A 21045-nucleotide genomic window follows, 5' to 3' on the forward strand; every position below is an offset into this window, starting at 1 on the left:
TCATTGTAACAAAAAAGACATGTTATAAAAATAGAATTGTTTCATGGAAATTTTAATATTTGTAGGCCAACACTTTTTTTGTAAATGAATCGGCAATAATCGCGTAGCCATCATCATTTGGGTGTACTTGGTCAAAGAGTAAATCTTTTTTATCATTTGATATTAATTTACGAATTGGTAAAACGATAGATGGTTGATTTGCTTTTGAAATGGAATAAACGGATTCATTCCAGCCATCTAAAAACATATCTGCATAACTGGCGATGGAGTCATCGAGTTGTAACGGATTATAGAGTTCTGAGAGAATGAGTAAAGCGTTCGGATTTTGATCTCGAACTGTCTTTACAATATTTTTTATATCCGCTTCAAAATGAGCTTTTTCTTTATTTAACATTTTAATACCATCTATAACACCGACATCACGATTTAAACGGAATAAATTATTTCCTCCAATATTAATTGTAATGATATTTGCAGCTTTAATTTTTTGCTTTACATCTTCTGATTGCACTTTTTTAGCGAGACGATCTGTTGTAAGACCGTTTATCCCAAGGTTTTCTACGGTAATTGGTTTATGAATTTGTGCTTCTATTTGTCTAGAAGCTAATTCAGCAAATCCCCCTTGTGTCGATCCATATCCTTTGGCGAGTGAATCACCTAGTACGAGATGATAAAAGGAATCGTTTGTTTGCTTATCAATCCAACTTGGAGTAGATATTTTTTCTGTGTTTTCTTCGGGTTCATTTTGTTTTGTCTCATCGTTCTTTTCAAAATAAGAATAAGAAATGATTAGAAGGAGGAGACAAACAATTGTTAAGATGACTTTTTTCATATATTCATCCTCCTTGTAATTGGTAATTGTATCATATTCAGCAGTATTAACAATGTAAGGGCATATTATATGTTTATGAAAAGTTTACAACAACTTTACAGAAAATTTGTAGAAGTATGTCAAAAAATATTGACGATATGAAAGTACATTATATATGATAATGTCAGATAAGGTGAAATTTTAATGAGTAGGGCTTTATTTCCCACTAATTAAAGTTTCACTAATCGGGCGTTTAAGGGGACTACTCATTAGCGCAGGATGAAATGAAAATCTTGTCTCTAATAGAAGAAAAAAGGTATGTGGTTAGAGGCAAATAGAGGTTTATTTCATTATTTTTGGTAATTGTATAAGGGGGATTTTTTGTGAAAAAGTCAAAAAAAATGCTAGCTGGAGCAACTCTTGCTATTGGTGTAATAGCGCCGCAAGTGTTGCCAACAACAGCTCATGCGGATGAGAATACTGGGGAGAGTACAGTTAAGTTACGAATTCTAGAAACATCAGATATTCACGTTAACTTAATGAATTATGATTATTATCAAACGAAAACAGATAATAAAGTAGGTCTCGTGCAAACGGCAACACTCGTTAATAAAGCACGTGAAGAAGTGAAGAACTCGGTCCTATTTGATGATGGGGATGCATTACAAGGGACGCCGCTTGGAGATTATGTAGCGAATAAAATAAAAAATCAGGAGAATTCTGTTGATCCTAACTATGTCCATCCATTATATCGTGTAATGAATTTAATGAAGTATGACGTCATCTCTCTTGGGAATCATGAATTTAACTATGGTTTAAAGTATTTAAAGGGAGTGATTAGTAAAACAAAAATTCCGGTTATTAACTCGAATGTCTACATAGATGACCACGATAATGATGATACGAACGATAAACATTACTTTGAACCATATCATATTTTTGAAAAAGAAGTAGAGGATGAATCTGGTCAAAAACAAAAAGTGAAAATTGGTGTAATAGGATTTGTTCCGCCTCAAGTTATGAACTGGGATAAAGCGAATTTAGAAGGAGAAGTAAAAGCGAAAGATATTGTTAAAACAGCAAGGGAATTAGTACCGAAATTGAAAGATGAAGAACATGCAGATATTGTCGTTGCACTAGCTCATTCAGGCGTTGATAAGAGTGGATACAGTGTTGATATGGAAAACGCATCGTATTATTTAACGGAAGTTCCTGGCGTAGATGCAGTATTAATGGGACATTCACATACTGAAGTGCAGGATATATTTAATGGTGTTCCAGTTGTAATGCCTGGCGTTTTTGGCAGTAATTTAGGTATTATTGATATGCAATTGAAAAAGGTAAACGGAAAATGGGAAGTACAAAAAAAGGATCAACCTAAGCCAGAACTTCGTAAGATTGCTGATAGTAAAGGGAATCCATTAGTACAGTCGGATCAAAAATTAGTTAATGAAATTAAAGATGAACATGAAAAGACAATCGAATATGTAAATACACCTGTAGGTAAAACGAAAGCACCAATTAATAGTTATTTTTCATTAGTACAAGATGATCCTTCCGTACAAATTGTGACAAATGCGCAAAAATGGTATGTAGAACAAGAACTTAAAAAACCAGAGTACGAAAAGATTAAAGATATTCCGGTTTTATCTGCAGGTGCACCATTTAAAGCAGGTGGCCGAAACGGTGCTGCATATTATACGGATATTCCAGCTGGAACGTTAGCAATTAAAAACGTTGCAGATTTATATGTATATCCGAATACGTTATATGCTGTAAAAGTAAACGGAGCGCAAGTGAAAGAATGGCTTGAAATGTCGGCAGGTCAGTTTAATCAAATTAATCCTAAACCAAAAGGAAAAATTGAACAGCAATTGGTGAATACAGGATATCCTACATATAACTTTGATATTATAGATGGTTTAAAATATGAAATTGATGTAACACAACCGGCGAAATACGATAAAGATGGAAAAGTTGTAAATGCAAATACGAATCGTATTGTAAATATGACATATGAAGGTAAGCCAGTAGCTGATGATCAAGAGTTTATCGTTGCTACAAATAATTATCGCGGTAGCAGTAAAACGTTCCCTGGTGTAAGTGAAGGAGAAGTTATTTACCAATCGCAAGATGAAACACGTCAAATCATAGTGAAATATATGCAAGAAACACCGGCTATTAATCCGACAGCCGATCAAAATTGGACATTTAAACCGATTGTTGCAGATAAATTAATTACAACATTTGATTCTTCACCAAAAGCAAAAGAGTATATAAAGAAAGATGGAAAGATATCATATGTTGGACCATCTGAAAATGAATTTGCTAAATATGCAATTGATATAACGAAGAAGAACGATGATGATAAGGAAACTGGTGGAGAGAATCCAACGACACCGCCAACAGGTGAAGGGAATAATGGAGGAAATCCAACGACACCACCAACAGGTGAAGGAAATAATGGAGGAAATCCAACGACACCACCAACAGGTGAAGGGAATAATGGAGGAAATCCAACGACACCGCCAACAGATGAAGGTAAAAATGCAGGATCTGGACAAACTACAACGGATAATCAAAACTCAAAAGAAACAATAACAACTGTAAGTGAAAAGAAAGAAGAACGTGATTTACCGAAAACAGGTACAAGTGTTGCTTCTACAATTGGAGCAGGCTTGGCGTTTGTTGGAGCGGGATTACTTCTGTTATTTAGAAGAAAGAAAGCAAATAGATAGTCGAGAAATATAAAAAAGGATTACCGATTCAGGTAATCCTTTTTAGTATATTATGAAACTGTTACTGCTTTTTCTTTCTTCCATGAAAGGCCAAATCCAGTAAAGCCGACGATAATGGTTAAGACTGGGCAAGCTAAACAGAAAATTGCGTATGGCAGGTAATCAAATGTTGGAACGCTAAGGACGTTTGTTAAGAATACACCACTTACACCCCATGGTACGAGTGGGTTAATAACTGTACCTGCATCTTCTAATACGCGTGATAAATTACGACGCTCTAAACCAACTTCATCGTATTTATTAGCAAATGCTTGTCCTGTTAAAACGATGGATAAGTACTGCTCACCAAGTAAGAAGTTTACACCAATTGCAGTTGAAGCAGTAGAAATAATTAAGCGTGTACTATTTTTTACAAAGCTAGAGATGATATTCATGAGCTGCGTGATAATACCCATTCCTTGTAATAATCCTCCCATACAAAGTGCTAGGAAAATAAGTGCAATCGACATCATCATGCTTTGTAGACCACCGCGAGATAGTAAGCTATCAATATCTTTAATACCAGTTTTAGAAACGTAGCCGTCTTGCATAATTTTCATTAAATCAGCTAAAGAAGTGCTAGGTTTAAAAATAAAGAGAATAATAATTCCTACCACAATTCCTGCAAGCAATGTTGGAACTGCTGGAACTTTTTTAAATGCAAATAGGAACAGTAATAAAATTGGAATAAGTGTAACGATAGAAATCGTTGCATTTTTCTCTAATGTGCTAATAAAGTTTGTGAAGTCAACGTCTCCGCTCGTACCGCTTCCTAAAATGAAAAATGCGATAAAAGCAATGATGAAAGCTGGAACTGTTGTCCAAAGCATGTTACGAATATGCTCAAATAAATCTACACCCGTAACAGCAGGAGCTAAGTTTGTTGTATCAGATAAAGGAGACATTTTATCTCCAAAGAATGCGCCAGAAATAATTGCACCAGCGATTAGAGCCGGATCGTATCCGAGAGCACTACCCATACCCATAAAGGCAAGTCCTACAGTTGCAGCAGTTGTAAAGGCGCTACCGATACTTGTTCCAACAATTGCACAAACTACAAAAACAGTTGGAACGAAAATTTTAGGAGATACAATCTGGAAGCCGTATACCATTAAAGTTGGAATTGTTCCAGCAGCGATCCAAACACTAATTAATACGCCTACCAGTAAGAAAATAAAAATAGATGGAATACCAGCTGAAATACTACTGATCATCCCTTTTTCCATAGTAGACCAAGAGATTTTTTTCATAAATCCAAATGCTAATAAAAGAACGATACCAAATAAAATTGGGATGTGTGGTGAAACTTCTAATTGGATAACACTAAAGCCAATACAGAAAAAGATAAATAATGTTAAAAGAACAGATTCAATTTTTGAAACCATTGTTTTTCCCTCCTAAGTAATCTAAAATAGCTCTTTTTTATATAAAATTCGCCAATATTGTTTATTTCCTTCTAAATTTTAGAATTTTGCGACAAATTACCGGTAATTGTTGATCCTTCAATATGATACGGAAATGATTGGATAAAAAAACGTCCCTGCATATAATTATGCAGGGACGAAGAAATCGCGGTACCACCCTAGCTTGTGAAATGAATGTATCACAAAATAAAGGGTCGTATGATATGCGCTAATAAAATAAAAACGCCCCTGCAATATATGCAGGGACGAAAAATTCGCGGTACCACCCTAAATTGTGAAACAGTTTCGTTTCACCACTCTTTAGATATAACGGTCTATAACCGTCTTTCACTACTCCTTACGTTTCGCAAAAGAAGCTCCAGGGGGTAATTCATAATTCGCTCTGTACTGGTTCGCACCGACCACCAGCTCTCTGAAATCAGAAATCGAAATACTACTAAATCCTATCAATGCCGATTCATATGATGTTAGTTAAATTTTTATCACATTTTCATCTTATATGTCAATAAAAATGTTGAATATTTTTTTAGGGAAATAAAGGTTAAATATTTTTAATGTTCTAAATTTGTGCGTTATAATGAATTTGAAAGGGGAGGAAAAGAGTGAAGAAAAAAATAATTCTTTTTACCACCTTACTAGTCATTGGCGGAAGTGCTGGAATTTACACAGCTTTTGCAGCTGAATCAGAGCAGGCGAAGCAAAAGCAAATACAGCAGTCAGAAGTGAAGAAAGTGAAAGAAACGGAAGAGAAGAAGTCGATGGAAAAAGCAGCTGAGAAACTAGGAGTTTTTACTGATGGGAAAACAAAAGAAGAGGTTAAGAAAGAAGTAAATACTGCAAGATTTGAAAAACGTCACGATCTATTAATTGAACATGCAAAACAACTTGGAATTGATACAGAAGGAAAAAAAGATGAAGAGATTATTTTAGAAATTGGAAAGATACAACACGGAAAGTAGAGCAACTTATCATACGATAAGTTGTTCTTTTTTAAGAACTATTTGATTTAAAAATAATTGACAGTCTTTTGGATTTAATGTTAACTATATTTATAAACAAGTTAACATTAGGGGTGACAATTGTGACTGTTAATAGTAATACGACTGAAAAATCGTCTTATACATATGAAGAGTTATCGGAAAAAAATAAAGCCTATGTATGGCACCCATTTACACAAATGAAGGATTATTTAGAAGAAGATCCTGTCATTATTGAACGCGGAGAGGGAAGAAAGCTATACGATGTAAATGGAAATGAATATTGGGACGGTGTTTCGTCTATTTGGTTAAATGTTCATGGACATCAAGTACCGGAACTAGATGAAGCAATTCGTGAGCAATTAAATAAAATTGCTCATTCTACTATGCTAGGACTTGCTAACGTTCCATCTATTTTATTAGCAGAAAAAATAATTGAAGTTGTGCCAGAAGGTTTGAAGAAAGTATTCTATTCAGACTCTGGTTCTAGCGCCGTTGAAATTGCAATTAAGATGGCCTTTCAATATTGGCAGCATAAAGGAAAACCGAAGAAACAAAGATTTGTTACATTAAAAGAAGCATATCACGGTGATACAATTGGAGCTGTTTCAGTAGGAGCGATAGACTTGTTTCACCAAGTGTATAGTTCACTTTTATTTGAGGCAATTAAAATGCCTTATCCATATACATATCGTTCTCCTTACGGAAATAATAAGGAGGAAATTGTAAAAAAACATTTAGAAGAAATGGAAGAGCTGCTGAAAGATAAACATGAAGAAATTGCAGCAATTATTGTAGAACCTTTAATGCAAGGTGCTGGTGGTATGATTACAATGCCAAAAGGATACTTAAGAGGACTACGTAATTTATGTACAAAATATAATGTTTTATTTATTACAGATGAGGTAGCGACTGGATTTGGGCGTACCGGGAAAATGTTTGCATGTGAACATGAAAATGTAACGCCGGACATTTTAACCGCCGGAAAAGGTTTAACAGGTGGATATTTACCAATTGCAATCACCGTAACGACAGATGAAATTTATAATGCCTTTTTAGGAGGATATGAAGAACAAAAAACATTTTTCCATGGTCATAGTTATACAGGGAACCCGTTAGGGTGTGCGGTAGCAATTGCGAATCTAGAACTATACGAAAAAACAAATTTAATAGAAGAAGTAGCACGTAAGACAGAATATGTGGCGACGCAATTAGAATCGCTCTTTGCATATAAACATGTAGGGGATATTCGTCAGTGCGGGTTAATGGTTGGAATTGAACTTGTGAAGAATAAGGAAACGAAAGAAGCGTTTGAATGGACAGAGAGAGTCGGTGTTCAAGTGTGTAAACGCTCAAGAGAGCTGGGCATGATTTTACGGCCACTCGGCAATACAATTGTATTTATGCCTCCTCTTGCTTCTACAATTGATGAGATTGATGATATGTTACATATTTTGTATAAAGCAATCTCGGATGTTACGGAGGGAGAATAATGAACGGTTTTTTTGTAACAGCAACGGATACTGAAGTGGGGAAAACTGTAGTTGCCGGTGCATTAGCAGGTGTATTTAGAGAATTGGGATATAACATCGGGGTATATAAACCGTTGCAAAGTGGACATGTTGCATCAAATCCAGAGGGAGATGCAGCAAGGTTAAAAGCATTATCAGGTGTACCGACAAAAGAAAATGAAATTTGTCCTTATTCTATTGAAGAGCCTCTTGCTCCGAGACTTGCCATGAAAAGAGCTGGAAGAGTAGTACATTTAAAAGACATTACTGATCATTATAATGAACTATTGAAAGAGTTTAATAGCCTATTTGTAGAAGGAGCAGGTGGACTGGCTGTTCCATATACAGAAGACGCTTTAGTAATTGATTTCGCAAAGGAATTACAGCTTCCTCTTATTATAGTCGCACGCCCTACATTAGGAACAGTAAATCATACAGTTTTAACGATTGCTTATGCAAAGGCACAGGGCTTAACGGTAGCAGGTATAATTTTATCAGGCTGCAAAGAATGTGAAATGGAAAGAGTACAAGAAAATAAAGAAATGATTGAAGAGCTAAGTGGGGTACCGGTTTTAGGTTTATTACCATTCTTTGAAGGTGCGTTTACAAAAGAAGAAGTCTTGGAATCTGCAAAAGAGTATATAATGATTTCAAAATTAGAGGAGTTTATCCGAAATGAATCAAACGTGGCGCACACATCTTCAATCTAAATTGCAACAATTAAATGAGCAAGGGCAGTATCGCAATTTGCATGTAACAGAACAAGCAGAAGAGACATGGCTTATTCGAGATGAAAAAAGGATGTTAAATTTAGCGTCAAATAATTATTTAGGGTTAGCTGGAGATGAGAGGTTAAAAGAAGCTGCTATTGCATGCACAAGAAAATATGGAACTGGGGCGACGGCATCAAGGCTCGTTGTAGGAAATTATTCACTGTATGAAGAGGTTGAGAGAAGTATATGCGATTGGAAAGGCACTGAAAAAGCCTTAGTTGTAAATAGCGGATATACCGCAAATATTGGAGTGATTTCTTCATTAGCCTGTCGTCACGATATTGTGTTTAGTGACAAATTAAATCACGCAAGCATCGTTGATGGAATTATATTAAGCGGAGCAGAGCATAAAAGGTATCGTCATAATGATTTAGATCATTTAGAGAAGCTGTTGCAAGTAGCACCGCCAAAAAAGAAGAAATTAATCGTAACAGATACTGTTTTTAGTATGGACGGTGATACTGCATATTTAAGAGATTTAGTGCAAATGAAAGAGAAATATGGAGCAATGATTATAGTTGATGAAGCACATGCGAGTGGGATATATGGAATTGATGGAGCAGGATTGTCCCATATAGAAAAAAATATTGCTCAAAATATTGATATACATATGGGGACATTTAGTAAGGCTTTAGGGTGTTATGGTGCGTATTTGACAGGTGATGCAATGTATATAGAGTATTTACAAAATATGATGAGAAGCTTTATTTTTACTACTGCTTTACCACCAGGAATGTTAGGGGCGGTACAAAAAGCAATTGAAATTGTGAGAGAAGATAATGAAAGAAGAGAGAGACTTATAGAGAATGGAGCATATTTTAGGACACATTTGCAAGAAGCTGGTTTTGATATTGGGAATAGCTCAACTCATATTGTACCGATTGTAGTCGGTTCAAATGAAACAGCTTTACGGTTTAGTAAAAGGTTGCAAGAGGTAGGTATTGCAGCAATTGCAATTCGTCCACCAACGGTTCCAGTTAATAGTTCACGGGTCCGTTTTGCGGTTACGTCCCAACATACAATAGCTGATTTGAAATGGGCTATTCAGCATATTATACGCATTGGTAAAGAAGAGGGGTTTTTCGTATGAAAGAGCTAAAGATTATTTTTATTCCTGGGTGGGGAATGGAAGAAGGTGTTTGGACTTTAGTTCTGCCGTATTTTAAAGGATATTCTGTTCAATGTATCAATTGGCGTAATGTGAAAGAACAAAGTGAATTTGCGGGGCGAATAATAGATGTAGCAAAAGATGAAAATGTAATTTTAGTTGGATGGTCACTAGGAGCGTTAGCAGCAGTTCAAGCTCATAAAAAGGTTAAGGCAAAAGGTATCGTACTAATTGGTGGTACTGCCAAATTTACAAATACGAGCGATTATACGAGTGGATGGAATGCTTTGCATGTAGAACGGCTGAAAAAGAATGTAGCGAGAAAGAAAGAAGATACGCTCAAGCGGTTTTATGAAAATATGTTTACAAAAGATGAGCTGAAAGAGAATACAAGGTTTGAAGATATGATAAGACGCTTTAAAGGTGATTCTATTCAGTCTTTGCAATTAGGTTTGGAGTATTTAATAGAAGCAGATATGAGAGAAGAACTGAAAGAAATTAAAGTCCCTATACTACTTATTCACGGAGAGCAGGATGTAATTTGTCCATTGTCTGCAGCACGTAGTATGTCTGAGAATGAGACTGCCACGCTCAAGATAGTAAGTGAGGCTGGACACGCATTATGTGTAACGAATTTCGAATATTGCGGAAATGAGATAATTCAATTTGTAGAGGGGATACGACATGATCAACAAAACGTTACTACAAAAACGGTTTAACGCGGCAGCTGTATCCTACGATCAATATGCAAATGTACAAAAAAAGATGGCACATTCATTACTTTCTACATTGAATCGGCGATATAGTGCAAATTCATCGATACGTATTTTAGAACTTGGATGCGGGACAGGATATGTTACAGAGCAATTATCAAACTTATTTCCGAAAGCACATATTACAGCCATTGATTTTGCTGAAAGTATGATTGCAGTTGCGAAAACTAGACAAAATGTGAAAAATGTAACGTTTTACTGTGAGGATATCGAAAGATTACGACTAGAAGAAACATATGATGTCATTATTTCAAATGCCACATTTCAATGGCTAAATGATTTAAAACAAGTGATAAGAAATTTATTTCATCATTTGTCTATAGATGGGATATTACTCTTTTCAACGTTTGGACATGAAACATTTCAAGAATTGCATGCTTCGTTCCAGCGGGCGAAAGAAGAAAAAAATATACAAAATGAAACATCGATTGGGCAACGTTTTTATTCGAAAAATCAGTTGCGCCATATGTGTGAAATAGAAACAGGGGATGTGCATGTTTCTGAAACATGTTACATAGAGAGATTTACAGAAGTTAGGGAGTTTCTACACTCTATTCGAAAAGTAGGAGCGACCAATAGTAATGAAGAATCATATTGTCAAAGTCCCTCACTCTTTCGTGCGATGCTTCGCATATACGAAAGAGACTTCACGGAAAATGAAGGGATAATGGCGACGTATCATGCTTTATTTATGCATATAACAAAAGAGGGGAAGAGATGAAATGAAACAAGTACAAACAAAAAGGGATTGGAAAAAACTTGCACATGACGTAGTAGAAGAGAAAATGATTACGAAAGAGGATGCGATTGCGATATTAGAAGCTGATGATACAGAAGTGTTAGAAATTATGAATGCAGCTTACATCATTCGCCATCATCACTTTGGTAAGAAAGTAAAATTGAATATGATTATTAATACGAAATCTGGATTATGTCCCGAAGATTGCGGATATTGTTCACAGTCTATTATTTCAGAGGCGCCGATTGATAAATATGCATGGCTAACGCAGGAAAAGATTGTAGAAGGAGCACACGAAGCAATTCGCCGTAAAGCAGGTACATATTGTATTGTGGCATCTGGTCGTCGTCCGACGGATAAAGAGGTGAATCACGTAATTGGAGCAGTTAAGGAGATTCGTGAAACGACAGATTTAAAGATTTGTTGTTGTTTAGGTTTCTTAAACGAAGATCAAGCAGGACGTTTAGCAGACGCGGGTGTACATCGTTATAACCACAACTTAAATACACATGCAAATAATTACGAAAGCATTTGCTCCACTCATACGTATGACGATCGTGTTGATACAGTTCAAAAAGCAAAACAAGCGGGCATTTCACCATGCTCTGGGGCAATTTTTGGAATGGGGGAGACAATAGAAGAACGTGCTGAAATTGCATTTGAATTACAACGTATAGATGCAGATTCAATTCCATGTAATTTCCTTGTTGCTGTAAAGGGTACGCCGCTTGAAGGACAAAAAGAATTAACGCCGGTAGAATGTTTAAAAGTGCTGGCGATGATGCGTTTTGTAAACCCAACGAAAGAAATTCGCATTTCAGGGGGACGTGAAATCAATTTACGTTCTGTACAGCCAATCGGTTTATTTGCAGCAAACTCTATTTTTGTCGGAGATTATTTAACGACAGCTGGACAAGAACCGACTGCAGACTGGGGTATGATTGAAGATTTAGGGTTTGAGATTGAAGAATGTGCATTATAAGATAGATAAAAAGCAAACTTGTAAAAGAGTTTGCTTTTTTGTAAATAAAATGTAATAAATAGTTGTGAAAGCTTGATACTATTGGTTTTTGAGCAAAAAAAAGAATTTTGGTGGACGAATTTTCCAAGCCCCAATTGTACATAGTAAATATGTAATTTATATTGGGTTGGAGGATTTTACATGCACAAATATATATTAGCGATTATGACTTGTCTAATTTTACTAAAAGCAATAAGTGCTGATCCAGTTAAGGCCGCCGAAAATCCTGAACAAAAAGAGATGCAACAACGAATTGAACAACATTTTCGAACGAAAGCTGAACATTTTGGATTGAAAACAGAAGGAAAAGACTTAAAGGAAGTGCGAAAAGAAATTACTATTATAGAAGAGGCGAAGAAAAGAGAGAATGTATGGAGAACAGCACAAACGCTTCGTATACAAACAGAAGGAAAAACAATGGATGAATTAATAAAAGATGTACGGAAAAAAGTAAAAAAATAAAAAAGAGGCCGCAGCCTCTTTTTTATTTTTTATGCCCATTGTTTTGATAAATGAGCCATTTCAATCGCAGCAACGGCGGATTCATAGCCTTTATTACCAGCTTTCGTGCCCGCGCGTTCAATCGCCTGCTCGATCGTTTCAGTCGTTAATACACCGAAAATAACTGGGATGTCTGTTTGTAGTGATAAAGATGCAACTCCTTTTGCTACTTCATTACAAACGTAATCGTAATGTGTTGTAGCACCACGAATTACAGTACCTAACGTAATAACAGCATCATACTTCCCGCTATTAGCCATCTTTTTAGCGATTAAAGGAATTTCAAATGCGCCAGGAACCCAAGCAACATCGATATCAGTTTCTTCTACACCGTGACGCTTTAATCCATCTAAAGCTCCGCCGAGTAACTTACTTGTAATAAATTCATTAAAACGTCCAACAACAACCCCAACTTTTAATCCTGTACCAACTAAATGACCTTCGAATACCATAATGAATCTCTCCTTTTATTATAAGTTTAGTAAATGTCCTAATTTGTTTACTTTCGTTTGTAAATACGTTTTATTCTCTTCTTTTGTTGGCATTTGCAATGGAACACGCTCGATTACTTCTAAATCGTAACCTTGTAAGCCAGCAATTTTTCGCGGGTTATTCGTTAATAATCGTAACTGTTGTAAACCTAAATCTTTTAAAATTTGAGCGCCAATACCGTAATCACGCAAATCAGCTGGGAATCCAAGTTTTTCGTTTGCTTCTACCGTATCGAATCCTTCTTCTTGTAACTTATAAGCGCGAAGCTTATTAAGAAGGCCGATGCCTCGTCCTTCTTGTCTCATATAAAGAAGAACGCCTTTTCCTTCACGTTCAATTTGAGCAAGTGCAGCATGGAGTTGTGGTCCGCAATCACAGCGGCATGAGCCAAATACATCTCCTGTTAAGCACTCTGAATGAACGCGTACAAGTACAGGCTCTCCTGTTGAAATATCACCTTTTACGAGTGCGATATGCTCTTTCGTATCTAATGAATTAGAATAGCCAATTGCATGGAAAGTACCGAAATCTGTAGGTAATGTAATTTCCACTTCTCGCGTCACTAGTGTTTCATGGTGGCGGCGATAAGCAATTAAATCTTCTATTGTAATCATTTTTATATCAAATTGTTTTGCGCACTGTAGTAAATCAGGTACGCGAGCCATCGTACCGTCCTCATTGATAATCTCACAAATGACTCCAGCTGGTTCTGCTCCGCAAAGCTGTGCTAAATCGACGGCAGCTTCTGTATGACCAGCACGGCGCAAGACACCGCCTTCTTTCGCAATTAATGGAAAGATATGTCCAGGACGATTGAAATCAGCACCTTTTGATGCAGGGTTTAATAATTCTTGTATCGTAGTTGCCCGTTCGTGAGCGCTAATCCCTGTTGTTGTAGAAACATGATCAATACTCACTGTAAATGCAGTATGATGCGAATCTGTATTATGAGCTACCATTGGTTCTAATTGTAGACGTTCTGCGTATTCTTCCGTAATCGGTACACAAACGAGACCACGCCCATGTGTAATCATAAAGTTAATCGTTTCTGGCGTAATATACTCTGCTAAAGCGATAAAGTCGCCTTCATTTTCACGGTTTTCATCATCGCATACGATAACGACTTTTCCTTGTTTTAAATCTTCTAGAGCTTCTTCAATACGATGAAACATAATGCTTCCCCCTTATAGAAATCCGTTTTCTTGTAAAAAGCTTTCGCTCATTGAACCTGTTCGTTTTACAGGTTTAGAAATAAAGCGTTCGATATATTTACCGATCATGTCACACTCAATGTTTACGATGTCACCGGCATTCTTTGCTCCGATAACAGATTCGCTTACTGTGTGCGGGATGAGTGAGATTGTGATGGAAGATTTGTCTATATCAAATATTGTTAAACTCGTTCCATCAACAGCAACGGATCCTTTATGCAAACAATAGCGCAGCAATTCATCAGCAATAGCTATTTTGTAATAGACGGCATTATAGTGTTGTTTTTTGTTTAATATCGTTCCGATGCCATCAATATGTCCTGAAACGAAATGTCCACCGAATCGTCCGTTTGCAGCTATCGCCCGCTCTAAATTTACTTTAGAGTGTTGTTTAAGCATGCGAAGTGATGTTGATTGCATCGTTTCAGGCATTGCGTCCACTGTGAATGAAGTTGTTGTGAAACTCGTTACAGTTAAGCAAATACCGTTAACCGCGATACTATCACCTAAGTGAACATCTGATAAAATATTATTTGCATGGATCGTTAACTTCATCGCTTCTCCGCTTTGATGCATGTTTGCAATCGTTCCTAATTCTTCTACAATTCCTGTAAACATTCCGTCACCTCACTTCGGGCATTCGTAACGATTTTTATATCATCACCAACTTGTTTCATCTCTTGAATTTCCAAGGAAAGTGCATCATGTAATGCTGCGAAACCATTTCCCCCAAATAAAGTAGGGGCATCTTTCCCGCCAATTAATTTGGGGCTTATATAAGTTACAATTTCATTGAGATGCTTTGTTTGTAAGAAGCTTGCGTGAACTGTTTGACCACCTTCAACGAATAGAGAAAGAATTTGCTTCTCTCCAAGAAAGAAAAGGAGGTCCTTGATTTCTATATGTTTTGTTTTCATTTGGAATATAGCTATATTTTCAGATTCATAAGAAGCTATTTTCTCTTTATTTACATCCTTACCGACAATAATCCATGTCGGTGCTAAACCATCTATTATGACATGAGAAGATGGTGGCGTTCGTAAATGGGTATCTAAAATAACACGAATAGGATTTTTACCCCCGTTAGGAATTCTTGTCGTTAAATGCGGATTATCAGCTATAACTGTATTCACTCCAACGAGAATCGCATCATGTGTATGACGATATTGGTGAACATCAGCTCGTGCTTCTTCACCTGTAATCCACTTACTTTCACCCGTGACAGTTGCTGTTTTTCCATCTAAGCTCATCGCTGTTTTTATTGTTACAAATGGACGCTTCGTTTTCATGTAGTGAAAAAAGAAACGATTTAATAAGGTGGCTTCTGTTTCAAGAACACCGGTAGCTACCTCGATGCCAGCTTCTTCTAATCTCCTTTTTCCAGTACCAGAAACGAGAGGATTGCAATCAAGAGTAGCAATTACAACCCGTTTGACTCCTTTTTTGATGAGCAATTCACAGCAAGGTGGTGTTTTTCCAAAATGGCTACACGGTTCAAGTGTTACATAAACGGTGGCTCCTTTTGCTTTTTCACCAGCCATATGAAGCGCGTGAACTTCTGCGTGTTCTTCACCAGCACGTAAATGAGCACCAATACCGACGATGTTTCCTTCTTTTACAACAACAGCACCAACCATAGGATTTGGACTTGTTTGTCCAGATGTCCCTTCTGCTAACTGCAGGGCAATCCTCATATATTCTTGATCTGTCATTCTCTTCACCTCTCCTGAAAAAATCAAAAAACCCCAAGGATTTTATATCCTTGGGGTTTGGGAGACGTGATTTCTAGAAATATAGTTCGAATACGAAAGTACAGGAAAGAAACCTAACGATGATTGGTATTTTTGCATAAGGAAAAATACTAGCAAAAATATCGGATTTTTCAAACGCTAGTCGTATCTTTTTATTTCAGTATAGAAACATAAGTATACAAAATAAAACATATATAAAGATTCAAAACGAAACTTTAAAAATATGCATACTGAAATAAAAGTGTATTCGCTATATAAAATTACTAGAAAACATATCCTTCTCCCATCCAGACTATACTGTCGGCCCTAGAGTTTCACTAGATCCACCGTTTTCGAGTTGAAAACGGGTCACGGACTTAGAAGTTTGCACTTCATCACCGCCGGTTGGGAATTTCACCCGACCCCGAAGGATGTTGTTTGCTCAAATTATAGCACAAAAAAAATAAAAGGCTAGAAAAAAATATTCGAATGTGAAGAATTGTGTGAAAATATATGTAAGTTGGAATGAGGACAAAAGTACGAGGAATGTTGTAAGGAAAAGGGGGACGAGAGTTAATGAAAAGAAAAAACATGCACAAAAAAATGTGCATGTCACATGTGAAATTATTCTGCCTCTGGTGCTCTAACGACAGACTCGAATTTCCCTTTATGCGAAGCATCGCAATAAGGCATATTTTTTGATAAACCACAACGGCATAAAGAAAATGCCGGTTTTGCTGGGAATACATTCCCTTGTGAATCGACTAATTCCACGTCCCCTGTAACGCGAAAAGAGCCATTATCATTTACTTTAATTTGTACTTTCGCCAACGCCATCCCTCCTTCCCAAACGCTTAATTTCATCATATAATTAAGAGAAGTACTTGACAATATAAAGTGAAACTTTAATTAGTGGGGGAGGTATCCCCCACTAATTATTAGTTGAACCAATCGGGCTTTTAGGGGCAGTTAATTTCCCACCTAACTTCTTTGTTTTAGCTGAGTTTTGAGGTGGGAGTTTTACTGCCCGCAAATAGCGGGGTAAAATGAGCACTTTCTTTGGGAGAGAAGAGAGTGTTATAATGTTTTTTATAACTGACTAGAGTAAGGTGACGAGAGATGGATAAACAATTACATACATTACGAAACATTGCAAATGAGCGCACGTGGGCATCATTTTTGAATGATAATCATCCATATAGTTTGTTACATTGGTCCATTGCAGGTGTAGGGCAAGAGGCAAAGGATGTTTGGTTACTTCAAGATGAAGTAACATTTCAAACGACAGAATTTCCAACGTTAGATGATGCAATGCAATGGATTTCTGTAAATATGGAACAAGTTACAGACGTTTTAGCGCAATAAAAAAACAGGCTTATGCAAGCCTGTTTTTTGTTTCTTTTACATATGAGTTTAAAAATTGATCAACGGCTGCTTCATACTCTTCTTTATTTTCGTTATAAGAGCAAGCGTGTGCACCGCGTTCTGCAATATAAAGTTGTTTATTGTTTTCTTTTGCTTCATATAGTGATTTCGTCATATCAGCTAAAATATAATCATCATCTTTACTATGAATAAAGAGGACGGGATTATTAATATTTTTTATACAATCGATTGGTGAAACTTCGCGAATCGTATAACCGTCACGTACTTTTAAAAAAGCATTTGCTAAAGGTAATAAAGGCCATTTAGGTAAATGGAATTCAACCTTTAAACGGTGTTGTAATTGCCCGTAGAAATCAGAAAAAGGACAATCTGCAATATAGAAATCAGCACCATCTTCTACAAGTCCTGCGTATTGAAGAAGTGTTGCAGCTCCCATAGATTCACCATGAATACCGAGTGTTATATTTGTTCCAAAGCGACTTTTTAGCCAGTCAACTACAGATTTTAAATCATGTTTTTCATAGTATCCATAGCTTGTTGTTTTTCCGCCAGTTTTACCATGACGACGATGATCATAAATAACGACATTATACCCTCTGTTTAAAAATAACCTTGCATATTTTACAGAGTTCATTTTATTTACAGTTACGCCGTGACAAAAAATCATAAACTTATTGGAATGACTAGCAGGAATGTAATATCCGTGAAGATCATATCCGAATTGCGAAGGAATATGAATTTCTTCTTTATGAAGAGCATCAAAATCCTCTAAACGAAAATGTTTTTTCGTTTCTCTTTCGAGTACTTCTTCCTCTGTTTTTTTCTTTAAGTACATCACTTTATTTGTAAAGAAAATCCCAAGGGCAGTTATCGCACCTAGTATAGTAAACAATGCTGCAAAAAAACGTTTCATACTTTACCTCATCCTCCAAATACCGTTACATGTGATACACTTACATTGTATCACAATGATAGAAAAGGGGAGAAATAGGAAATGGTGTATATACAAAAAATTACGCCAGCGATGAAAGAAACAATCCGAATGTTCATGTGTGAGAACTGGGGGAGTTCATTGATGGTTTCACGTGGTAAGGGGCATCAGTTAGAAGAGTTGCCAGGATTTGTTGCGCTCTCGGATGACAGAATAATCGGAATTATAACGTATGAAGTGACCGGAAATATGTGTGAAATTGTATCGTTAGATAGCTTTGAAGAAAGAAAAGGAATAGGGACGAAACTTGTAGATTGTGTATTACAAGTTGCAGAAGAAGAACGGTGCGGGCGGGTTTGGCTCATAACAACAAATGATAATATGAATGCGTTACGTTTTTACCAAAAACGTAATTTTATGATGACTAATTTATATGTGAATGCAGTGGAAGAGGCACGAAAAATAAAGAAAGAAATTCCGCGTATCGGATATGATAACATCCCAATTTTACATGAAATACAGTTGGAGTATCGTTTAATAAACTGATGTAACAATTTTCAGAAATATAAGTTATTAACCTTGACGAATATTGTAATTTAGGTTACCGTAAAATTGTAATCTATTACCATATTAAGGGGTGACGATGTGGCAACTATACGTGATGTTGCAAAATTGGCAGGTGTTTCAGTCGCAACCGTTTCACGAGTTATTAATGAAAAAGGATACGTTCATGAGGACACAGTAAAACAAGTAAAGGAAGCAATTGAGGAATTACGTTATAGGCCAAATAATGCAGCAAAGCCATTATTTAAAGAGAATTCAACGATAATTGCATTACTTGTAGATAATCTATATGACCTATCAAACATCACTTTGCTACATTGTATTGAGGAAATAGCATATAAAGAAGGATATCAAATCATTGTTTGTAATATAGAGAATAAAGATAGATACATATATATGTTGAAGGAAAATAACGTTGCAGGTGTTATTTTAACAAGATCCGTTTTTAAAAGTATAGGAGAAATTCCACTTCCGTTTGTTGTGATTGATGAAAAAAAATCCCATGCAAATTATTATGAAAGTGGACAAAGAACGGTTTCTTTATTAAAAGAAAAAGGCTGTCAATTTCTTGCTTATTTCGATGAGGGAGAAGATAGTGAAGAAATGGAAGAGCACATATCAGGATTTTTAGACGCTGTTTGGGAGGAAGGGATCTCTTATCGAGAAGTATGTGTACAAGGGTATACGAATAAACAGTTTATTACATTCTTACAAACTTACCCGTATATAGATGGAATTGTAACTTCAAGTGAAAAGGTTACTTTTGAGTTAATTCAAGCAGCGAAAAATTTCAATATCCGTATACCGGATAAGTTGAAAATTATCGGACCGAACGGGAGCATAGACAGTGAATGGATAGGCTCGTCACTCATGAAAATTGAAAGTTGCGCCGAAGAAAATGGGAAAATAGCTTTACAACAATTAAAAGAAAAAATAAAAAAGTAAAAGGTGCGTATAAAACGCACCTTTTATAATGTAATTGCGGCAATAAAGCCGAATATAAGTAACGGTATATTATAATGCAGAAAAGTTGGTACACATGTATCCCATATATGATGGTGTTGACCATCAGCATTTAAACCGGATGTTGGCCCAAGTGTACTATCTGATGCTGGAGATCCCGCATCGCCTAGCGCTCCAGCTGTACCGATAATTGCAATTGTGGCCATTGGACTAAATCCAAGCTGCATGCAAAGAGGCACAAAAATTGTTGTTAAAATAGGGATGGTTGAAAAGGATGAACCAATTCCCATCGTAACGAGAAGTCCAATCACAAGCATAAGAAATGCAGCGAGTGGTTTGTTATTTCCAATTATATGTGCACTCGTTTGCACAAGAGATTCAACATGTCCTGTTTTTCGAAGAACAGCGCCAAATCCAGCGGCAGCGATCATAACAAAACCGATAAAGGACATCATGCGCATTCCGCTTGTTAATATCGCATCTGCTTCTTTAAGAGGTAGACTACCACTTACTGATAAGACGATAATCCCCGCTAAAGCACCGAAAATCATTGATTCTGTTGCTAATTGAACAGTTAATGTGGCTATGATAGATAACAATCCGAAAGTAATGCTACGTTTTGTATAGGGAACGATTTCATTTGCGGTAGTATGAACTTGTTCTGTTTCATACGTACGAGGTTTCCGGTACGTAATGAATACCGCTACACATAATCCAATAATCATACCGATTGCTGGAATAGTCATTGCTTTTGGAATAAGTGCGACATCAAATGTAAGACCACTTTGCGCAGCATTTGTTTGCAATACGTCATGATAAATTTTTCCGAACCCTGCTGGAATCCACATATAAGGAGTAATCAATCCGAATGTAATAATACATGTAACAAGTCGGCGATCCACTTTCAGCTCATTTAATACTTTTAAAAGTGCTGGAATTAAGATAGGGATGAAAGCGATATGAACAGGAATCACATTTTGTGAGAAACAAGCCATCGTTAAAATGATGAATAAAATAAGTATTTTAGAATAAACTTGTTTTTTCGTGTCTTGTTCATTGCCAATCCATTTTAGTGCAGTTTGAATCATGGCATCTGGAAGTCCTGTTTTGGAAAGGGAAATAGCGAAACCGCCAAGCATTGCATAACTTAAAGCGATTGGAGCACTGTTTCCAAGGCCAGTTGTAAAAGTGTTAATAGTTTCTGAAATACCGAGTCCACCGATAATTCCGCCTGTTAAAGCTCCAACAATGATGGCGACAATGACCTGGACACGTAACAAACTAAGCAATAGCATAACTGCTACTGCGACGAGTACAGCATTCATAATAAATGTAATCTCCCTAAAATTTTAT

General features: G+C 36.4%; 21 protein-coding genes, 1 riboswitch and 1 other annotated feature. Of the genes, 12 read left to right on the plus strand and 9 right to left on the minus strand.

Going from position 1 to position 21045, the window contains the following annotated elements; all coding sequences use genetic code 11:
• Positions 1-52: 52 nt before the first annotated feature.
• Complete coding sequence (locus tag DN392_RS05290) at positions 53-832, minus strand: GDSL-type esterase/lipase family protein (protein ID WP_000755845.1); 780 nt, start codon at positions 830-832, stop codon at positions 53-55.
• A gap of 362 nt (positions 833-1194) precedes the next feature.
• Between DN392_RS05290 and cpdB the strand changes: the two genes are divergently transcribed.
• The gene (gene cpdB / locus DN392_RS05295) at positions 1195-3549 is read left to right on the plus strand and encodes a bifunctional 2',3'-cyclic-nucleotide 2'-phosphodiesterase/3'-nucleotidase (protein WP_088321212.1); all 2355 of its coding nucleotides are present in this window, start codon (positions 1195-1197) and stop codon (positions 3547-3549) included.
• 50 nt (positions 3550-3599) lie between these two features.
• On the opposite strand, the gene nhaC is transcribed toward cpdB, so the two are convergent.
• Positions 3600-4973 carry a Na+/H+ antiporter NhaC gene (gene nhaC / locus DN392_RS05300; RefSeq protein ID WP_000253739.1) on the minus strand — a complete coding sequence of 458 codons (1374 nt, stop codon included), beginning with the start codon at positions 4971-4973 and terminating at the stop codon, positions 3600-3602.
• A 277-nt stretch (positions 4974-5250) separates the two neighbouring features.
• Positions 5251-5471 (minus strand) — a binding site (T-box leader).
• Positions 5472-5614: 143 nt separating this feature from the next.
• Here nhaC and DN392_RS05305 point away from each other — a divergent pair.
• The 8 genes from DN392_RS05305 (at position 5615) to DN392_RS05340 (ending at position 12376) form a co-directional block, all read left to right on the plus strand.
• The gene (locus tag DN392_RS05305) at positions 5615-5971 is read left to right on the plus strand and encodes a hypothetical protein (RefSeq protein WP_064056467.1); all 357 of its coding nucleotides are present in this window, start codon (positions 5615-5617) and stop codon (positions 5969-5971) included.
• A 77-nt stretch (positions 5972-6048) separates the two neighbouring features.
• Complete coding sequence (gene bioA, locus DN392_RS05310) at positions 6049-7482, plus strand: adenosylmethionine--8-amino-7-oxononanoate transaminase (protein WP_002107758.1); 1434 nt, start codon at positions 6049-6051, stop codon at positions 7480-7482.
• Positions 7482-8210: a dethiobiotin synthase gene (gene bioD / locus DN392_RS05315; RefSeq protein WP_001013033.1), complete on the plus strand. Its 729-nt coding sequence runs from the start codon at positions 7482-7484 to the stop codon at positions 8208-8210. Before bioA ends, bioD begins: the two co-directional genes overlap by 1 nt.
• A complete protein-coding gene (gene bioF, locus DN392_RS05320) occupies positions 8176-9363 on the plus strand; it encodes an 8-amino-7-oxononanoate synthase (RefSeq protein WP_048562365.1) in 1188 nt (395 codons plus the stop codon). Before bioD ends, bioF begins: the two co-directional genes overlap by 35 nt.
• Positions 9360-10100: an alpha/beta fold hydrolase gene (locus DN392_RS05325; protein ID WP_061672342.1), complete on the plus strand. Its 741-nt coding sequence runs from the start codon at positions 9360-9362 to the stop codon at positions 10098-10100. Before bioF ends, DN392_RS05325 begins: the two co-directional genes overlap by 4 nt.
• Complete coding sequence (bioC, locus tag DN392_RS05330; protein ID WP_000608892.1) at positions 10066-10875, plus strand: malonyl-ACP O-methyltransferase BioC; 810 nt, start codon at positions 10066-10068, stop codon at positions 10873-10875. Before DN392_RS05325 ends, bioC begins: the two co-directional genes overlap by 35 nt.
• Before the next feature lies 1 nt (position 10876).
• The gene (gene bioB, locus DN392_RS05335; protein ID WP_000815837.1) at positions 10877-11875 is read left to right on the plus strand and encodes a biotin synthase; all 999 of its coding nucleotides are present in this window, start codon (positions 10877-10879) and stop codon (positions 11873-11875) included.
• Between the two features lie 180 nt (positions 11876-12055).
• Positions 12056-12376, plus strand: coding sequence for a hypothetical protein (locus DN392_RS05340; RefSeq protein ID WP_000549778.1), 321 nt, complete (start codon positions 12056-12058; stop codon positions 12374-12376).
• A gap of 29 nt (positions 12377-12405) precedes the next feature.
• On the opposite strand, the gene ribH is transcribed toward DN392_RS05340, so the two are convergent.
• The 5 genes from ribH to DN392_RS05365 form a co-directional block, all read right to left on the minus strand.
• Complete coding sequence (ribH, locus tag DN392_RS05345) at positions 12406-12867, minus strand: 6,7-dimethyl-8-ribityllumazine synthase (protein WP_000230900.1); 462 nt, start codon at positions 12865-12867, stop codon at positions 12406-12408.
• Positions 12868-12885: 18 nt separating this feature from the next.
• Complete coding sequence (ribBA, locus tag DN392_RS05350) at positions 12886-14079, minus strand: bifunctional 3,4-dihydroxy-2-butanone 4-phosphate synthase/GTP cyclohydrolase II (RefSeq protein ID WP_000468987.1); 1194 nt, start codon at positions 14077-14079, stop codon at positions 12886-12888.
• A gap of 12 nt (positions 14080-14091) precedes the next feature.
• A complete protein-coding gene (gene ribE, locus DN392_RS05355) occupies positions 14092-14736 on the minus strand; it encodes a riboflavin synthase (RefSeq protein ID WP_000493897.1) in 645 nt (214 codons plus the stop codon).
• Positions 14718-15830: a bifunctional diaminohydroxyphosphoribosylaminopyrimidine deaminase/5-amino-6-(5-phosphoribosylamino)uracil reductase RibD gene (gene ribD, locus DN392_RS05360; protein ID WP_088321210.1), complete on the minus strand. Its 1113-nt coding sequence runs from the start codon at positions 15828-15830 to the stop codon at positions 14718-14720. Before ribD ends, ribE begins: the two co-directional genes overlap by 19 nt.
• A gap of 310 nt (positions 15831-16140) precedes the next feature.
• A riboswitch (FMN riboswitch) is annotated at positions 16141-16284 on the minus strand.
• Between the two features lie 188 nt (positions 16285-16472).
• Positions 16473-16679 carry a CDGSH iron-sulfur domain-containing protein gene (locus DN392_RS05365; RefSeq protein ID WP_001151582.1) on the minus strand — a complete coding sequence of 69 codons (207 nt, stop codon included), beginning with the start codon at positions 16677-16679 and terminating at the stop codon, positions 16473-16475.
• A 288-nt stretch (positions 16680-16967) separates the two neighbouring features.
• Between DN392_RS05365 and DN392_RS05375 the strand changes: the two genes are divergently transcribed.
• Positions 16968-17213, plus strand: a complete 246-nt coding sequence (locus DN392_RS05375) for a DUF2552 family protein (protein WP_000360794.1) — start codon at positions 16968-16970, stop codon at positions 17211-17213.
• 10 nt (positions 17214-17223) lie between these two features.
• On the opposite strand, the gene DN392_RS05380 is transcribed toward DN392_RS05375, so the two are convergent.
• Complete coding sequence (locus DN392_RS05380) at positions 17224-18147, minus strand: alpha/beta hydrolase (RefSeq protein WP_000819239.1); 924 nt, start codon at positions 18145-18147, stop codon at positions 17224-17226.
• A gap of 81 nt (positions 18148-18228) precedes the next feature.
• On the opposite strand from DN392_RS05380, the gene DN392_RS05385 reads away from it, so the two are divergent.
• Together DN392_RS05385 and DN392_RS05390 are read left to right on the plus strand one after the other, a co-directional pair.
• Positions 18229-18711, plus strand: a complete 483-nt coding sequence (locus DN392_RS05385) for a GNAT family N-acetyltransferase (protein WP_000262551.1) — start codon at positions 18229-18231, stop codon at positions 18709-18711.
• Positions 18712-18810: 99 nt separating this feature from the next.
• The gene (locus tag DN392_RS05390; protein ID WP_000201337.1) at positions 18811-19674 is read left to right on the plus strand and encodes a LacI family DNA-binding transcriptional regulator; all 864 of its coding nucleotides are present in this window, start codon (positions 18811-18813) and stop codon (positions 19672-19674) included.
• Positions 19675-19697: 23 nt separating this feature from the next.
• Here the strand turns inward: DN392_RS05390 and DN392_RS05395 are convergent, their stop codons facing one another.
• Complete coding sequence (locus DN392_RS05395; RefSeq protein ID WP_000994830.1) at positions 19698-21017, minus strand: Na+/H+ antiporter family protein; 1320 nt, start codon at positions 21015-21017, stop codon at positions 19698-19700.
• Between the last annotated feature and the right edge of the window lie 28 nt (positions 21018-21045).

The organism is Bacillus sp. BB51/4 (genome assembly GCF_008368845.1).
Classification (GTDB): Bacteria; Bacillota; Bacilli; order Bacillales; family Bacillaceae_G; genus Bacillus_A; species Bacillus_A wiedmannii.

Excerpts from the sequence above, each read along its gene's own strand:
- DN392_RS05290 (WP_000755845.1), bottom strand. The coding sequence starts at position 832 with ATGAAAAAAGTCATCTTAACAATTGTTTGTCTCCTCCTTCTAATCATT.
- nhaC (WP_000253739.1), bottom strand. The coding sequence starts at position 4,973 with ATGGTTTCAAAAATTGAATCTGTTCTTTTAACATTATTTATCTTTTTC.
- bioA (WP_002107758.1), top strand. The coding sequence starts at position 6,049 with ATGTTAACTATATTTATAAACAAGTTAACATTAGGGGTGACAATTGTG.
- bioD (WP_001013033.1), top strand. The coding sequence starts at position 7,482 with ATGAACGGTTTTTTTGTAACAGCAACGGATACTGAAGTGGGGAAAACT.
- bioF (WP_048562365.1), top strand. The coding sequence starts at position 8,176 with ATGAATCAAACGTGGCGCACACATCTTCAATCTAAATTGCAACAATTA.
- DN392_RS05325 (WP_061672342.1), top strand. The coding sequence starts at position 9,360 with ATGAAAGAGCTAAAGATTATTTTTATTCCTGGGTGGGGAATGGAAGAA.
- bioC (WP_000608892.1), top strand. The coding sequence starts at position 10,066 with ATGATCAACAAAACGTTACTACAAAAACGGTTTAACGCGGCAGCTGTA.
- bioB (WP_000815837.1), top strand. The coding sequence starts at position 10,877 with ATGAAACAAGTACAAACAAAAAGGGATTGGAAAAAACTTGCACATGAC.
- DN392_RS05340 (WP_000549778.1), top strand. The coding sequence starts at position 12,056 with ATGCACAAATATATATTAGCGATTATGACTTGTCTAATTTTACTAAAA.
- ribH (WP_000230900.1), bottom strand. The coding sequence starts at position 12,867 with ATGGTATTCGAAGGTCATTTAGTTGGTACAGGATTAAAAGTTGGGGTT.
- ribBA (WP_000468987.1), bottom strand. The coding sequence starts at position 14,079 with ATGTTTCATCGTATTGAAGAAGCTCTAGAAGATTTAAAACAAGGAAAA.
- ribE (WP_000493897.1), bottom strand. The coding sequence starts at position 14,736 with ATGTTTACAGGAATTGTAGAAGAATTAGGAACGATTGCAAACATGCAT.
- ribD (WP_088321210.1), bottom strand. The coding sequence starts at position 15,830 with ATGACAGATCAAGAATATATGAGGATTGCCCTGCAGTTAGCAGAAGGG.
- DN392_RS05375 (WP_000360794.1), top strand. The coding sequence starts at position 16,968 with ATGGATAAACAATTACATACATTACGAAACATTGCAAATGAGCGCACG.
- DN392_RS05380 (WP_000819239.1), bottom strand. The coding sequence starts at position 18,147 with ATGAAACGTTTTTTTGCAGCATTGTTTACTATACTAGGTGCGATAACT.
- DN392_RS05385 (WP_000262551.1), top strand. The coding sequence starts at position 18,229 with ATGGTGTATATACAAAAAATTACGCCAGCGATGAAAGAAACAATCCGA.
- DN392_RS05395 (WP_000994830.1), bottom strand. The coding sequence starts at position 21,017 with ATGAATGCTGTACTCGTCGCAGTAGCAGTTATGCTATTGCTTAGTTTG.